The organism is Mucilaginibacter flavus (genome assembly GCF_030409315.1).
In the GTDB taxonomy this organism is placed as follows: domain Bacteria; phylum Bacteroidota; class Bacteroidia; order Sphingobacteriales; family Sphingobacteriaceae; genus Mucilaginibacter; species Mucilaginibacter flavus.
In genome coordinates this window covers 444237-460589 of the sequence record NZ_JAUFPS010000028.1, presented here as the reverse complement: position 1 = coordinate 460589, position 16353 = coordinate 444237, and the positions used below count along the sequence as shown (strand labels likewise).

The following is a 16353-nucleotide window of genomic DNA, read 5'->3' as shown; positions in this document are numbered from 1 at the left end:
ATAACGCCAATAACCCGTATTTTTACCCAATGAAAAGACTGATTCGCAGTTTTGGCTTTGCTTTTAAGGGTTTGCGCCACGCTACGGCCACGCAGCCCAATTTCAGGATACACCTGGTGCTTACGGCAATTGCTATTGGCTTAGGTTTTTTTCTTGATATATCTTTCAACGAATGGGAGTGGATAGCGCTCTCCATAGCTTTTGTGTTGGTTGTTGAGCTACTAAACACAGGTATTGAAACCCTTACCGATCTGGTATCGCCCGGTTATAATGAAAAAGCCGGCCGGGTTAAGGATGTGAGCGCTGGCGCTGTGGTAGTTGCCGCCTTGTTTGCGTTGATAACCGGTGTCGTCATATTTTTACCCAAACTTATTGTGTTGATACACCATGCTGCATAAAACCCGCGGAATTGTTTTTAAAGCGACCGACTACGGCGAAAGCAGCGTGATTGTGCAAATTTTTACCGAAAAATTTGGCCTGCAATCATACATCATCAACGGGGCAAAAAAACCGAAAGCCAAAATTGGCCGTAACATGTTGCAGCCCCTGCACCTGCTCGATTTGGTAGTTTACCATAAAAATACGGGCAGCGTACAACGCATTGCCGAGTTAAAGAACTCGCCATTATTGCAAACCATCCCCTATGATGTAATAAAAAGCTGTATCGCTATTTTTTTGAACGAGGTGCTTTACAAAGCCATTAAACAACAAACTGCCGAAGAAAATATTTTTGATTTTGTGTTTAGCGCCATAGAATGGCTTGATCACCAGGATGGCAATGTGGCTAACTTTCACCTGCTATTTTTAACCCGGCTTACCCGCTACCTGGGCTTTTATCCCGATAGGTTTTTAATTGGCCATGCCGATTACTTCGACCTTAAAAACGGTACCTTCAGTAAATACAAACCCGATAGCGCACTGTACTTATCGCCCCCACATACGCAAAACTTTAGTACCCTGCTGCAATGTAGTTTTGAGGATATCCAATCATTAAAATTCAGTAACGACGAGCGCCGGTACCTTATCCAAAAACTGATGGAGTATTATGCCATGCATATTGAAGGCTTTGGCAATATCCGCTCTGGCGATGTGTTGGAAGAGGTATTATCCTGATATCAGGCCGCTCAATAAAATCTCCCTAAAACAAAAAAAGAGAGAGCCTACGGCTACCTCTTTTTTTTTAAGTTGACTGACCTCATTATTTACCATAAAGAACTAATTGGTTAGATCGATAATAACAATTGACCAAAGATAAGCACTATAGATTTAGTAGACTAATTTTTCGGCAAAAAAAGTGCGGTTTTGGTTAAAAAACACCAGTTTTTCATTAAAACAGGGTCTTTTTTGCCAAAAATGCATCAGTTTTCGATTTTTTCGACCGAAAAATTCACAAATGGTACCTCTTTTAACCCTATTTGGGTGGCAATCTTACCTATCAGGCTAAGCTCTACAAAGGGTTTTAGCACTAAATCGTTTATTCCGCTGCGTAAATACACATCCCTGTCCTCTTTCATAACGTTGGCGGTAAGGGCAATAATGGGGGTTTCGGCCTTAAGCATATTCTTATTTTTGCGAATAAGGCCCGTAAGTTGCAGGCCTCCCATTACCGGCATTTGAATATCTGTAAGTACCAGGTCATAGTTATTGGCCTCAAATAATTTATAACCCATCTCGCCATTGTAAGCAGCATCACAGCTTATATTCCATTTTTTGAGTATGGTTTTGGCCAGCAAAATATTCAGGTGATTATCATCAACCAATAAAACGTGTTTGCCCTTTACCTCATTGGCTAACTCCGCTATATCAATAGGTTTTTCAACGGCACAGTCTGCTTTATCGGCCAAAGTAAAGGGCAGTTCAAAACTAAACACCGATCCTTTACCCAGCTCACTAACTACCTTGATTTTACCGCCCTGCAATTCAACAATCTTTTTACAAATAGCCAAACCAAGCCCGGTGCCTTTATGGTGGGTTACCCTTTGGGCCTCATCAACCTGCACAAATTCATCAAATAAGGTGGGTATATTTTGTTTTTTTATGCCGATGCCGGTATCTTTTACTTTTACCAGCAAGGTAGTTTTACCGTTAACAGGCGGCGTGCTGCTGGCGTGTAAGATAACTTCGCCATTGGTAGTAAATTTCATGGCGTTAACCAGCAAATTCATCACCAGCTGCTTCAGGCGCAATACATCGCCGGCAAAACAGGTATCCTCGTTAAATTGCAGGTGCATTTGCAAATCAATACCCTTGCGGGCAGCCTGGATGCTAACCGCGTTATATACCGATTCCAATGCCTGATAAACCATGAATGGCTGATTTTCGAAAGCGATTCTCCCTGTTTCATATTTTGAAAAATCCAAAACCTCGTTCACCACTTCCAACAGCATTTGCGATGAGCTCCTGATGGCGTTGATCTGTTCTGTTTGCTCATCATCCAACCGGCCCATGCTCATCTGCTCGGCAAAGCCAAGTACCGAGTTTAGCGGTGTACGAATTTCATGGCTCATACTGGCCAAAAAGCGGCTTTTGTTAATAGCATACTGCTGGGCCTTGTCCGTTTGTGACAGCAGCTCCTCTCCGTTTCTGAAAATTTTCCATATGTTGTACAGCAATACTACCATGCAAAGCAATAAAGCACCCACAGTAAGTTTCGATAGGTAGCTATACTCTTTAAAAACATCAGTAACCTGGCCGGCAAGTTCGGTTTTACTGGCTTTGGCGTAATCCTGTTCGGCAATTTTATACTGCTGCAATTCCCTTATAATAGCATCAATAAGGTTGTTATTAATTTTAAGAATTTCGCGTTCGCTGGTTTTTAAATTGATATTGGCCGAATTGAGTTTGCTATAATAACCAGTCGATTTTGGTTCAACCGGTGTATAAACTGTTTTTATCTGCTCAACAGTTTTAACCTGGGTATCTCGCTTTACCACCATTTTTTGCGCGGAAGCCGCTTTGTCTGCATTATCCTTTCCGGCGAAGGCGTCAACAATGCGCCCGAAAAACTTTTTCCGTTTCGGGCTTGCTGCCGGCATTTTAATGGTATCCACATGCACCACTGTGTTGGTGGTTTTCACTACGGGTACAGCTACTATCTCTTTTTTATAGGCCTGAATTTTTTTAACTTTCATGGTTGACGATATCAGGCTATCGGTAAGTGATCGTAATTTAAGATAGTTATTGGTTTTATCATTTTTTTGAACCAGTAACGCGTTCAGTTTTTCGGGGCTAAGGTTTTGCAACTGCTTGTTATCAAGCTTCACCTTTTGCATGTTGGAGGCTACTGCCCCTATCTGGGCCAGATATTTTTTCTTATAGGTTTTATCGCCCGTAATTGCATACAGGTGAATGTTATTATCAGCGTTATACAAATCCAACAGGCAGCTATCAATCAAGGCCGAGTTTTCGCGGGCCGATATCAGTCTGCTGATATTGCCTTTTAAATTCTGTGCTTTATGAAAGTGTAAATACAGGTAAAATACGCCGCAAAATAACAGGAGCAGCAGTGCCACAATTAAGCCGTATCGTTTAACAGGAATTTTACTAACACCTTTAATCATAAGCAGTAAAAGTTAACTAAATGCCGTTTTGACGCTGCTAACAGCATTTAGCTAAGTAACCTTGCTATTATAATTTGGTTTTTAAAGGTTTAGAGCCTAAAGTTTTACACGGATAAAAAACGCCCCCAGGAGAAAAAGTTTTCCTGTAGTTTCCTGGTTTTGCTGATAAAATTGTTACAAAGAAGGCGGCATAACAGAGGTCTCTTGTTCTTCGGGCTTATTAGCCAGGCTTCGCCATAAATAAAAGCTGAGGTATGATTCCCAGCCGGCAAAGGTTTTATAAAAGCTATCCATCCCCTGCAAATCTGTTTTATCCTTCATGAAGCCATGTAAAATCAACGCTTTTAATATGCCCGCGTCGCCATAAGGAATGCTTGATCTTTCCTTTAAACTTTTCATGAGCACATAATTGGCTGTCCACACGCCAATACCTCTTATGCTGGTGAGTATTTTTTGGCGCGAGAGAAAATCCGGCAACGCTAAAACGATATTTTTGCTCAAAGCGTTATCTGCAAATTGTTTAGCAACGGTAATTAGGTATTCGGCCTTTTTTTGCGAAAACTGTAGTTGCCGGAGGTCATCGGGTTGAAGACCGGATAGTTTGGCTGGAGTAGGAAATATCCAGTATTTCCCATCGCCATAAAGCAAGCTTGTACCATACGTTTCTACAAGCCGGCGTTTAAGTTTATAAGCAAAACTCAAATTAATTTGCTGCCCTATAATACCCCAGGCCAGCGACTCAAAAATATCGGGCATGCCAACAAACCGCAAGCCTTTGAAGCTTTGGGCCATGTAAGCCAATGGCTGATTTGCCAATAGCAGCTTATAAAACGGTGTAAGATCAGTTTCCAGGTCAAACCAATCGGCAACAAACTGATGTACGTGGTTAATTGTCGCTGTAGATTTTGTGCCGATAAGCCATTGCAGCGTGAGGGCGCCATTGGCATATGAAATATCAACCAGCACCGCTTCACCCTCAAACTCAAATGCCCGCCTCACGCATCCGGGTCGCACCTGGTAAACACAGTCATCAAATCCCCTGTCTAAATACCACAGGCACTCTTGCCAGTTAAAATATTGCTTTTGCGAAATGTTGATGCTGGTGATCATTAGGCAAAGCTAACACGGAATTTTGAGTAAACATACCCGGTTGTTGCGGTTTATGCGGTAACAGGGCTTAAAAAGAGCGTGGTTGGCGAAGCGCAGCCGGGTGAGTTTTCGCCCATTTACAGAGCCGAGACTTAGGTACTATCTCCCGCGAGGTTAGCGTAGCGTAACTCGTGGGTAAAGCTGGTTGAAGCCTTTGGCTTCCGGTGTTGTTACAGATGAACGGCGGGGCAGCTGAAAGCTGCAACCATGGCACCCACGAGCTATAAGCTCGCGGGAGTTTAAGTAACCTGCCGAGTCTTCGTCAACCTACAGAGCCGACGGTTAAGCGCCTCATTTTTGGCTAATAACCGGTGAAAGGATGCTAATATATGTCGGGCCCGTTTCTGTATTATTGTAATTGATATTATCAAAAATGATCAGGAAATTTTTACCACTCTTTGCGTTGCTTATGTTAATGGGATTAACCGGCATGGCGCAAAAAAACATCTCCATCGCCACAAAAAACAATGTATTGATTTTGGAAACCGATAAAGATAATTCGGTGATCAGCACGTACATTGGCCGCAAACTTGATAATGCCGACGAGTACAAAGAGGTACAGCAGTTAGATAAATATGTACCAGGTTCTGATGACCTTTTTAATAAGCGTGAGGCCTATATCGCCTCGGGATCATTAAACCTGTTAGAACCGGCGCTATCTGTAACCCATGCAGATGGCAATAAATCTACCGTATTGGTATTTTCATCTATCGACGAAAAACAGATCGACCCAAACCGCAAGCTTACGGTGCTGCACCTTAAAGACCCCAAATACAATTTTGAAGTATCGCTTAACTACCTGGCCTATTTTAACGAGGATGTGATTGAGCAATGGGCCGAGATCAAGCACCGGGAAAAAGGAACTATCGTGCTCAATAAGTACGCGTCGGCCAATCTTACCTTAAGCGGCAAAAAGTTTTTCCTTAAAAATCATTACAGCGGTTGGGGCCGAGAAATGCGATCTGAAGAGCAGCAGCTTTTGCATGGCATTAAAACCATCGACTCCAAACTGGGCACCCGCGAAAACCTGTTAAACTCATCATCGTTCATGGTTTCTGTTGATAAGCCAGCCACCGAAGATGAGGGCGATGTGATTGCCGGATCATTGGAGTGGACCGGTAATTTTAAACTCGATTTTGAAACGTTTGATGAATATTACCTGCGCATTACGGCGGGTATTAACAACTTCTCGTCCGACTATACTTTAAAACCCGGCGAAAACTTTGTAACGCCGCGTTTGGTGTACACCTATTCATCAAACGGCAGGGGGCAGGCCAGCCGAAGCCTGCAAAACTGGGCCCGGAATTACCAGTTGAGGGAAGGCCAGGGTGAACGGCTCAGCATTTTAAATAACTGGGAAACTACCTATTTTGATTTTAATGACGAAAAGCTGAGCAGCCTTATACAGGATACCAAAAAGTTAGGGGTTGATGTTTTTTTGTTAGATGACGGTTGGTTTGGTAACAAATACCCGCGTAATAACGCCACCAGTGGCCTGGGCGATTGGCAATATAACCGGCAGAAATTAAAAAACGGAATCAGCGCACTGGGTAAGGAAGCTACCGCGGCGGGTGTAAAATTTGGCATCTGGCTGGAACCCGAAATGGTGAACCCCAAAAGCGAGCTATATGAAAACCATCCCGACTGGATCATCAGGCAGCCCGAGCGCAAGGAATATTACATGCGCGATCAGTTGGTGTTGGATTTAACCAACCCCAAAGTGCAGGATTTTGTATATGAAACCGTAGATAATATTTTTAAGGAAGTACCAGAATTAGGTTTTATTAAATGGGATTGCAACTCACTTATTTATAACGCCAACTCGCCAACGCTAAAAAACCAGGGTAGTTTTTATGTAGATTATGTACGCGGGCTTAACAAAGTTTTGGAGCGCATTCGTAAAAAATATCCTAAAACTCCTATGATGCTTTGCGCGGGCGGCGGTTCGCGGGTTGATTACGCGGCGCTGCAATATTTTACAGAATTTTGGCCAAGTGATAATACCAACCCTTTGGATAGGATTTTTATTCAGTGGGAGTATTCGTACTATTTCCCATCCATAGCCATGGATAACCATGTTACCGCAATGGGCAGGCAGCCTATTAAATTTAAAACAGACGTGGCCATGATGGGCAAACTGGGTTATGATGTAAGGGTAAATGAACTATCGCCCAAAGACCTTGCCTTTAGCCAAAATGCGGTTGCCATATACAACAGTATTAAAGATATCATTTGGCACGGCCAGCAATATCGCCTGCAAGATCCCTATGAAAACAGTGTGGCATCAGTGGCTTACGTAAACGAGCAGCAAACCACGGCTATTGTTTTTAACTACTATGTATCTACCCTGCTTAGCGCGGCTATCACCATTCCCATTAAATTAAAAGGTCTTGATCCGACAAAAAAATACAGGATAGAAGAGATAAACCAATATCCAAACAGCAGATCCTATATAGATAAAAACAAAACCTACTCCGGTGATTTTTTAATGAAAATAGGCTTTAACCCACAGGCAGACGCGCGCAGAACAAGCGTGGTTTTGAAGGTGACGGCGATATAGGAGGAGAGGGAAGTGCCGGTATTTGAAAGAAGGGGGCACGCTGAGTTTTAAAATCCGGCGAACTTTGAAGGTATGAATGAGGCTGCATTACTCCCCTTTTCACCTTGTCATGCTGAGTTGTAAAATCCGTGGACTCTGAAAGTGGATATGACAATCACTTTTAATCCTAACGTCATGCCGAACTTGTTTCGGCACCCCACTTGCTAAGTATACCTTATGCCGTCGCTTGTCCTGTGGGGTCCTGAAACAAGTTCAGGATGACTTCCATTTTTACAACTTGTCATGGGTAGGCACGAAGCATCTTTTCGCGAACTTTCAGAGCGAATAGGAACGGCGTAGAATAGATCCTTCACTGCGTTTCAGGATGACAGAGTTTAAAATATGCCATAGATAGCTGCAAAATTCAGCAAAACAATTTTCTGAGCAATAGCCAACAGCTAACAAACAAAAAAAGGCACCATGGGGCGCCTTTTCCAGTATTCAATGTCTTAAAACCTTAGCTTAATACGCTCAGTGCTTCTTCAACAGAAATAGCACCATGCGATTGATCTAATACACATTCGCCATCTTTGATGAGCAATAACTGCGGTGACTCATGATGAACATCAAAAAGCTGCGCTACCATACCTGATAAATCCCGGTATTTGATAAGATCTAAAAAGTAAAGGGGCATATCTTCTGGCAGGTCTTCCCAATCCAACTCAAAACGCCTTTTGGCCATCATGCTGATAGAACAGCGTGTGCTATGTTTAAAAATGAGGCTATAGCCCTCGTTATTTTTGATTTCGTTTAATTGATCTGCCGACTCCAGCGCTATCCAGTTCATAACAATTATATCTTAAAAATAGAGTCAAGAATCAAGAGAAGAATAAAAATACTCTTCAAGTTTCTGACTGTACCCGTTCTTAATCTCTTCGTTAGTGTGTTAAATTTTATCTTGAATCTTGATTCTTGTATCTTGACTCTTCAGCAATTATAACACAAAAACTGTTTAAAGTGTTTAACCGACAATAAAAATGACAATTGCCTGTTAGCGACCACTCTTAGGATAGGAACCGTAAGCCGGGCATAATTTGTTTGAGCATGATGATATGCTGCCAACCGCTAAAGCTATAATAGCTATGTAAATTAATTTTTTCATTTTTTTAATGCTATGCTGTTTTAACGCAAATTAGTTGTTTAAAGTTTCGGCAAGCGCGGCCATTTTTATGGCGGTTATCGCGGCTTCGTCGCCTTTGTTACCATGTTTGCCACCTGCACGGTCAATAGCCTGCTGCTGGTTATCAGTTGTTAATACACCAAATATAACAGGTTTAGCATATTTTATAGCAACATTGCTTACTCCGTTTGCTACAGCGTTACAAATAAAATCAAAATGGCGGGTTTCGCCCTGTATTACGCAACCCAGGCAAATCACAGCATCAAGCTTGCCTGTTTTTAAAAGTAAATCGGCACCAGATGTTAGTTCAAAACTGCCCGGTACAGTATAGCTAACAATATTGCCGGCCAACGCGCCATTAACAATAAGGCTGTTATAAGCTCCCTGGTAAAGGGCATTGGTAATTTCGGCATTCCACTCTGCAACAACTATCCCAAAACGGTAAGGCGCGGCAGAAGGTATGGTGGTATGCGAAAAATCTGAAAGGTTTTTAAGTTGTGAGGCCATGTTTGTATTTCGGATTTGGGATGTTCGATTTCGGATTTTTAATTTTAGAATATGCGATATTACGATTTGTAGTTTGGATATAAAGTAAAATGTTCGATTCCAGATCAATTGAGTTGGCTTATCGCTCCTCAAATAAATCCGAAATCGAACATTCGAAATCCGAAATCAAAATATCCGAAATCAAGAATTATAATTTCGCTTCGGCACGGGCGATGTATTCATCGATGTTTTGTGCTTCCGCGCTTTCAGGGTATTCGGTTTTTATTCTTTTGTATGCCTCGCTGGCAGATTTATTGTCTTTAGTTTCTTCGTAAACCAAACCTAATTTTTTAAGGTAAAGCGGCGAAAGGAATTTGTTTTTAGATTTATCAACAGCTTTGTTGAAGTAAGTTGTTGCATTGCTGTAATCTTTCAATTCAACATAAGCATCGCCAATACCACCAAGCGCCTCTGCAGCAATCATGATGTCATCACCGCGGTAGCTGGTAAGGTCATCAATGGCTTTGCGGTATTCGCCTTTGTTTAGGTAAGCGGTACCTAAATAGAAGTAAGCAAGGTTTGCAGCTTTGGTATTGCCATAGTCTGCAATGATTTTTTCAAAACCCGGGTAGCTGGCGTCGCCTTTAATGGCTTTATCCCAATCTTTTTGCGCCCAAAAATCCTGTGCCCTGTACATTTGGTTGGCTGCTTTTGTTTCAAGCGGACCTAAGTATACTTTAAGGTATAATAAATAAATTACGATAAGGGCAACTACAGCTCCGCCTATAAAAATTAAGCTTTTTTGATTCTCGCGCACGAAGCTGCCGCTGTTTCCGAAATTAGTTTCTGGCGTAGCAACTTTGGTATTCGCCTGGGTTTTTGACATTGTTATAACAAAATTAAGTTTGCAAAGTTACAGTTTTCAACATTTCTGGCAATAGCTTATTTATTTTAATTATCGGTGGTGTTTTTAAGTATCACTTATAGTATCAAGTAGTTAGTATCAAGTAGCAAGATGGCTCACAAAACGCCTAATCTAAAGTGTGCCATCGTCAAACATACATAAACAAAGCTTTAATAAAACAGCCGCCATCAAAACTCAAAAGGCACAATATGCACCGTGCCTTTTGAATTTTTATTTTTGAATTTTAACTTATTTCTTAAAGATGCTTTTCTCTGCGGCGGTTTTTTCAACATCCTGCCATTTGCGTGGTGCATCTGCCGATAAAATGGTGCATTTATCTTTACCTATCACTACGTCATCTTCTATACGCACGCCAATGTTCCACCATTTTTTATCGCAAGGGCTGCCGGCAGGAATATAAATACCCGGCTCAACGGTTATTACCATACCTTCTTCCAGGTTGCCTGCATATTCGCCTTTATCATGCACATCTAAGCCCATGTGGTGCGATACGCCGTGCGGGTAGTAAGTGCGCAATTCTTTGGCATCTTTTATAATGCCTAATTTAATAAGTCCGGCTGCTAATACCTCCCCGGTTTTTTGCTCCAGCGACGCGTATTTAACCCCTTGCTTGCAAAGTTTAAATACTTCTTCCTGGGCATCATAAACCAACTGGTAAATGGCTTTCTGATCTTCGGTGAATTTGCCGCTGGCTGGTACCGTGCGAGTAACATCGGCCGAATAGCCATGATATTCGGTACCAACATCCATTAAAACCAATTGGTTATCAACTTTGGGTACATTGTTTTCTTCGTAATGTAAAATACAGCCGTTTGCGCCTGCGCCAACAATTGGTGGGTAGCCCTCATCTTCGGCACCATATTTTTTATGCATGTACATAAATATGCCCTCCAGTTCCTGCTCGCCGCTGGTTGGCTTAATGGCGCGCATCACCTCGGCGTGGGCTAACGACGAAATTTGAACCGCTTTACCAATCAGCGCTAATTCTTCCGGTGTTTTAATACCTCTTAAAGCGGTGGTGTAAGCGGCAAAAGCGCCGGTTGCACCATAAGCCACTTTAATTTTAGCCTTAACATCCATCAACGTGGCCGAATCGGGCTTGGCAACTAACTCTTGTATAAGAGCACTGTTTTTATAAGCCTCGCCATCTAAACGTGGTTTAATATAAGCCAATATGCGTGCTATATTACTTGGGGTACCGCGCTGCCCTATGAGCGAAAGATCGGCCATTAAAGCTTTATCAATATCGGGTACATTAACTTTGGTTTTGAAGGTTTTAACCAAATCGGCCAGGCCTTCATCGCCATCAATGGCATCGGGCATTTCGTCATAAATTACTGTGCTGAATTTTTTAAAATCAAGCGGGAGTTTTGCAAAATCCTCGCCGTTGTAAACCCTTTTAAAACCAAGGCGTGTTTTGGCACCTTCTACCCCAAGTCGCCTGCCGGTCCATTGTTCCTGGGCGGCGTTACGTTTACGTACAAACAGGATCTCATTATAAGTACTATCGCCACTACCCTGCATTTCTTTAAATATCAACAACATGGCATCGGCCTCTTTATAACCCGAAAAATAGTACATATCGGGATTTTGGTGATAAACGTAATTTACATCTTTAGAGAAAACGCGCTCGGGGTAAGAAAACACCACCGCTACAGAATTGGCGGGCATCAAATCGCGCAGCGCCTGTCGCCTGCCGGCATGAAATTCCTTGGTTAAATAATCCTTGGGTAAGTTATCGGGATAAGAGGCCACCTGCGCAGAGGCAATGGCCGAGCTAAGGCACATGACCGAGGCAGCTAAAAAAGCTTTGTTAAATAGTTTCATGATGAAAGTTTTGAGGTAAAATCAACATACAATAATATCAAATAAAAATGAGAGCCGGTTGATGACAAATGAGTAGCCAGGGAAATCGCTTTTAAAGATTTGCGTTGTAAAAGGTAGCTCCTACGGAGCAAAAAAAACAAAATATCTGTTCTACAAATAGGTAGCCGCGATGCGGCAATTTTTCGTTTTATTAAATATTCGATGCCGCATCGCGGCTACCTGTTGTGTGCTCATTGAAAGATCTCTCCTTGTATGAAAATGTTAAAATTGATTTCCATGGTGAGTAGGCCTATACGCTTAAATGTTGGTTAGATTTAATATGAGTAGGCATGTGCGGACCCTTTAAATACTAATATAAGCACTTTTTATCATAGCTGGATTTTTCACGCGCATCACTCTTCTGTAATAATTATTACAACCAAAGGATAAGGCTGTAATTGGTTACTTGCTTTTTAACTACATTTGCAACATGATTGAATTGCCGGTAGTTCCCGCGGTGAGCCAGGTACAACGTAAGCCCGATTGGCTTAGGGTAAAGCTTCCCATAGGAAAAGAATATGCTCATGTACGCGGTTTGGTTGATGAACACAAACTGCATACTATTTGCGAAAGTGGTAATTGCCCTAATATGGGCGAGTGCTGGGGTGCCGGCACAGCTACTTTTATGATATTGGGTAACATTTGTACCCGCTCCTGCTCGTTTTGCGCCGTTGCAACCGGCAGGCCTTTGGCTGTTGATGTTGATGAGCCAAACCGTGTAGCCACATCCGTAAAACTGATGCAGGTGAAGCACTGCGTAATCACGTCTGTTGATCGTGATGATTTAAAAGATGGAGGTTCCATTATCTGGGCCGAAACCATCAACGCCATTCGCCGTGAAAGTCCCGAAACTACTTTAGAAACCCTGCTGCCCGATTTTAGGGGCAACTGGGATAACCTGGCCCGCGTGCTGGAAACCCGCCCCGAAGTAGTATCCCACAACCTTGAAACTGTGCGCCGCTTAACTAAAGAGGTACGCATCCAGGCTAAGTATGATCGTAGCTTAGAGGCTTTAAAACATGTATCTGAAGCTGGCTTGCGTACAAAATCGGGCATTATGCTTGGTTTGGGCGAAACCGAAGAGGATCTTTTAGAAGCTATGGACGATTTGCTTGCCGCCGGTGTGCATATACTGACGCTTGGCCAGTATTTACAGCCAACACGTAACCACCACCCGGTTATTGACTGGATTCATCCAGATCAGTTTGCCAAATTAAAACAAATTGGCCTCGATAAAGGTTTCAGGTATGTAGAAAGCGGACCACTGGTGCGTTCATCTTATCATGCCGAAAAACATTTGTTTGAAATGTAATATATCCTTTATATCTTCACCGCAACGAGTAATAAACCAAATTGAGCAAAAAACGCAAAATATCACTTTCTGAAGACGAATTAGTGCTTGCACTAAGGAACCATGAAAAGGTTGCTGTTGAAGCGCTTTATGACATGTATTCGTCATCTTTATTTGGTGTTATATCCCGTATTGTTATAGATACCGCTATAGCAGAAGATATTTTACAAGAAACTTTCGTAAAAATCTGGCATTCCTTTTCAAGCTACAGTACCGATAAAGGTCGTTTATTTACCTGGATGGTTAATATTGCCCGCAACCTGGCAATTGACAAAATCAGATCAAAAGATTTTAAGAACCAAAACAAAAACCAGGAGATTGAAAATAACGTAACTTCCATAGACGAACAAAGGAATACAGTTTACAAGCCTGAGTTGATGGGTGTTAAAGATTTGGTACAGACTTTAAAGTCAGACCAGAAATCGATCATTGACCTGGTTTATTTTAAAGGGTACACACACGTGGAGGCGGCCGAAGAGCTGGGCATTCCGTTGGGTACCATTAAAACCAGGTTAAGAATGGGCATACAGGAACTCAGAAAACATTTTAATTGAAAGTGGAAGATTTAAAAGCATATATCGAAACAGGCATTCTGGAGCTTTACGTTCTGGGGGATATTACCCCCGACGAGAAGCACCAGGTTGAGGCGATGGCTTTGAAACATCCGGAGGTAAAAGCCGAACTGGATGAAATAGAGCTATCAATGGAGCGGTATGCAAAAGAAAACGCGGTTGAACCATCAGAAAACTTAAGAGGCAGAATATTGGGTAGCTTACTTACCAATTTTGGTGATGATAGTAATTTTACTGCAGCCCCATTGCATACCGAGGCGGATACTTACGAAGACGAAGAACAGCAGGACAATAAAATTGTAGCGATGCCTGCACGCAAAGAAGGTAACTTTTATAAATATGCCTTTGCAGCCAGTCTTGCTTTATTGATAGCAAGCGCGGTAGCAATCTTTAATCTAAATAACAAGTTACAGGATTCAAATACCCAACTGCTATCCTTACAGCAAAGTAAACAGCAATTTGCCAACCAGGTAAACCTGATGGATAAGGAGCTGACCGTTTTTAGGGATACCTCCTATAAGCTTATTCGCTTAAAGGGTACACCAAAAAATGAAACATCGGCCCTTACATTAGCATTTAGCCCGGGCAAGAAAAAAGTTGTTTTGGATATTGCCAACATGAAAATGGCCGAAAACGATAAGGCACATCAATACCAGCTTTGGGCCCTTGTAGGTGGCAAGCCGGTTGACCTGGGTGTATTTGATTCGGTGAGCGATAGCACAGTCAGCATCAAGGAGATGAAATCAATTGCCTCGGCAGACGCTTTCGCGGTAACTTTAGAGCCAAGGGGCGGTAGTGTTAACCCAACACTTGATCAAATGGTGGTTTTAGGCAAGTACTAAAAAAATAAATTCGCATTTTAAATAGAGGACGTTTCACTATGTGGAACGTCCTTTTTGATTAAAAAAGAGCATGTTTGGGCGCTTTTGTTAAAAAAACGTACCCTTTTGTAATTATTTAACAGCTTTTTAACAATAACCCAAACCATTTATTCGTTTTTTTGTAACTATTAGGATGCCCGGGGCGTCTTATAACCAGTTAGATTAAACAGAACCTGTGAAAATTGAAAATGTAAGTGATAGATCTAACTCATTAATATGAGTATTTAGTTCTTTATAAGATCAGTTAATAGTTAATCAAAAAGGGATGTATGATACTTGCATCCCTTTTTTTATGCCATTAATTTCGCCATAGTAACAGGCAGCTGAGAGGTCAGTTTACCGGGTAACACCACATTAAGTCTATTGGGTAAGGCCAATTCATCACCTGCTTTACCATGGATATAAACGCCCGCCAGGCAGGCATCTAAAGGCGAATATTTTTGCGCAAGCAAGGCGGCAATAACACCGGTAAGTACATCGCCCATCCCGCCAGATGCCATTGCAGGGTTGCTGGTGGAGTTAAAATAACATTTACCTTCGGGAGATATGGTAATAGTGTAATCGTTTTTTAAAACGATGTAAATATTATATTCCCTTGCCCTTTGCATGCCGGTTTGCAGCCGTGTCCACCAGTTTTTATGTGCACCAAACAGGCGATCAAACTCTTTCATGTGGGGCGTTAAAATACTGCCGGCAGGTAGCTTTTGCAATAATATTTTATCGGCCGCCAGTAAATTAAGCGCGTCGGCATCAATTACCAAAGGGTTTTTATGTCTTTTGACCAGGGTTAACAAAAGGATAGCGGCATCTTTACTTTTGCCAAGGCCAGGGCCAACGGCTATCGCGCTAAATTTATCCCATTCAATATCCGGAATTTTGTTTTCGCTTCTTACTATGGCCATAATTTCGGGCAGGTAACTATTAAGGGCTGTTAAGCCGCTTTCGGGTACGCATGCAGTTGTTAAACCCGCGCCGGCATGTGCCGCGGCCGCGGCACTCAATAACGCCGCCCCCATTGTTTGGGCCTGGCCTGCTATGATCAACGCATGCCCGTAGGTTCCTTTATTGCTAAAGTGGTGCCTGGGCTTTAATATTCCGCGAATATCTTTTTCTCCTATAAACTGGTATGGCGAGTTTAAGGATTGTATAAATTGTTCATTGATCCCGATATTAACAGCCTCCCAGCAACGGATATAGGGGCCTGATTCGGGCAGTAAAAAATTGATTTTGGGTTGTTGAAAGGTAATTACCAAATCTGCTTTAATAGCCACAGCATCGGCCTGCACTTCACCCTCAGAAAAAAAACCTGTAGGCACATCCACCGCTACAATGGTTTTATTAAGCGAATTGATGTGATTTACCAGCCGTTCATAATCGCCTGTTAGGGGTTTGTTTAAGCCGCTACCCAATAATGCATCGATAATAATTGTCGCGTTTTCCTCCGGCAGCTCATCGTTTTTTTGTATTTCGCTTAAGGCGATCTCTGTTTGCTTTAGCCGGGAAAGGTTGATATTAAAATCTGCGGATGCTTTATCGCTAAAGCGGGCAATTTTAATGTTGATATTTTTGTAATGATGTTCTTTTAGCAGGCGCGCTATGGCTAAACCATCGCCGCCATTATTGCCGGTTCCACAGTAAAAAGATATCGCCGTTTGCTTATCCGGAAAATGGTTTATAAACCAGCCCACAAAAGCTTTAGATGCCCGCTCCATCAAATCAACGGATGAAACTGGCTCATTGGCTATGGTAAAAGCATCGGCCTGGCGTATTTGTTCGGAAACGAGTAGAGATAACATATACTTCTAAAGTAGAGAAATATCTGTTTTGTTTTGAGAAGATTTGAA

At 42.2% G+C, this 16353-nt stretch carries 13 protein-coding genes; 6 read left to right on the top strand and 7 right to left on the bottom strand.

Annotated features, from left to right (window positions below):
- The first annotated feature begins 29 nt into the window (after nucleotides 1-29).
- Nucleotides 30-398 carry a diacylglycerol kinase gene (locus QWZ17_RS13305; RefSeq protein WP_290305726.1) on the top strand — a complete coding sequence of 123 codons (369 nt, stop codon included), beginning with the start codon at nucleotides 30-32 and terminating at the stop codon, nucleotides 396-398.
- Complete coding sequence (gene recO, locus QWZ17_RS13300) at nucleotides 388-1113, top strand: DNA repair protein RecO (protein WP_290305725.1); 726 nt, start codon at nucleotides 388-390, stop codon at nucleotides 1111-1113. Before QWZ17_RS13305 ends, recO begins: the two co-directional genes overlap by 11 nt.
- 245 nt (nucleotides 1114-1358) lie before the next feature.
- Here recO and QWZ17_RS13295 read toward each other — a convergent pair whose 3' ends face one another.
- Together QWZ17_RS13295 and QWZ17_RS13290 are read right to left on the bottom strand one after the other, a co-directional pair.
- Nucleotides 1359-3560, bottom strand: coding sequence for an ATP-binding protein (locus QWZ17_RS13295; RefSeq protein ID WP_290305724.1), 2202 nt, complete (start codon nucleotides 3558-3560; stop codon nucleotides 1359-1361).
- A 174-nt stretch (nucleotides 3561-3734) separates the two neighbouring features.
- Nucleotides 3735-4670 (bottom strand): DNA-3-methyladenine glycosylase family protein, encoded by a 936-nt coding sequence (locus tag QWZ17_RS13290; protein ID WP_290305723.1) that lies wholly within the window; start codon nucleotides 4668-4670, stop codon nucleotides 3735-3737.
- Nucleotides 4671-5082: 412 nt separating this feature from the next.
- Between QWZ17_RS13290 and QWZ17_RS13285 the strand changes: the two genes are divergently transcribed.
- Complete coding sequence (locus QWZ17_RS13285) at nucleotides 5083-7269, top strand: alpha-galactosidase (protein WP_290305722.1); 2187 nt, start codon at nucleotides 5083-5085, stop codon at nucleotides 7267-7269.
- 496 nt (nucleotides 7270-7765) lie between these two features.
- Here QWZ17_RS13285 and ytxJ read toward each other — a convergent pair whose 3' ends face one another.
- From ytxJ to QWZ17_RS13265, 4 genes are all read right to left on the bottom strand, one after another.
- Nucleotides 7766-8095 carry a bacillithiol system redox-active protein YtxJ gene (gene ytxJ, locus QWZ17_RS13280; RefSeq protein ID WP_290305721.1) on the bottom strand — a complete coding sequence of 110 codons (330 nt, stop codon included), beginning with the start codon at nucleotides 8093-8095 and terminating at the stop codon, nucleotides 7766-7768.
- 345 nt (nucleotides 8096-8440) lie between these two features.
- The gene (gene ribH / locus QWZ17_RS13275; protein WP_290305720.1) at nucleotides 8441-8935 is read right to left on the bottom strand and encodes a 6,7-dimethyl-8-ribityllumazine synthase; all 495 of its coding nucleotides are present in this window, start codon (nucleotides 8933-8935) and stop codon (nucleotides 8441-8443) included.
- 187 nt (nucleotides 8936-9122) lie between these two features.
- Nucleotides 9123-9800 carry a tetratricopeptide repeat protein gene (locus QWZ17_RS13270; RefSeq protein WP_290305719.1) on the bottom strand — a complete coding sequence of 226 codons (678 nt, stop codon included), beginning with the start codon at nucleotides 9798-9800 and terminating at the stop codon, nucleotides 9123-9125.
- A 267-nt stretch (nucleotides 9801-10067) separates the two neighbouring features.
- On the bottom strand, nucleotides 10068-11666 hold the full coding sequence (locus QWZ17_RS13265) for an aminopeptidase P family protein (protein WP_290305718.1): 1599 nt from the start codon (nucleotides 11664-11666) through the stop codon (nucleotides 10068-10070).
- Between the two features lie 469 nt (nucleotides 11667-12135).
- Here QWZ17_RS13265 and lipA point away from each other — a divergent pair, with 469 nt between their 5' ends.
- The 3 genes from lipA to QWZ17_RS13250 are packed head-to-tail and all read left to right on the top strand — an operon-like array spanning nucleotide 12136 to nucleotide 14470.
- The gene (gene lipA, locus QWZ17_RS13260; RefSeq protein WP_290305717.1) at nucleotides 12136-13017 is read left to right on the top strand and encodes a lipoyl synthase; all 882 of its coding nucleotides are present in this window, start codon (nucleotides 12136-12138) and stop codon (nucleotides 13015-13017) included.
- A gap of 41 nt (nucleotides 13018-13058) precedes the next feature.
- The gene (locus QWZ17_RS13255; RefSeq protein ID WP_290305716.1) at nucleotides 13059-13610 is read left to right on the top strand and encodes an RNA polymerase sigma factor; all 552 of its coding nucleotides are present in this window, start codon (nucleotides 13059-13061) and stop codon (nucleotides 13608-13610) included.
- Nucleotides 13611-13612: 2 nt separating this feature from the next.
- Nucleotides 13613-14470, top strand: a complete 858-nt coding sequence (locus tag QWZ17_RS13250; RefSeq protein WP_290305715.1) for an anti-sigma factor — start codon at nucleotides 13613-13615, stop codon at nucleotides 14468-14470.
- A 329-nt stretch (nucleotides 14471-14799) separates the two neighbouring features.
- On the opposite strand, the gene QWZ17_RS13245 is transcribed toward QWZ17_RS13250, so the two are convergent.
- Entirely contained in the window at nucleotides 14800-16305 is a 1506-nt protein-coding gene (locus QWZ17_RS13245; RefSeq protein WP_290305714.1) for an NAD(P)H-hydrate dehydratase, read from the bottom strand.
- Between the last annotated feature and the right edge of the window lie 48 nt (nucleotides 16306-16353).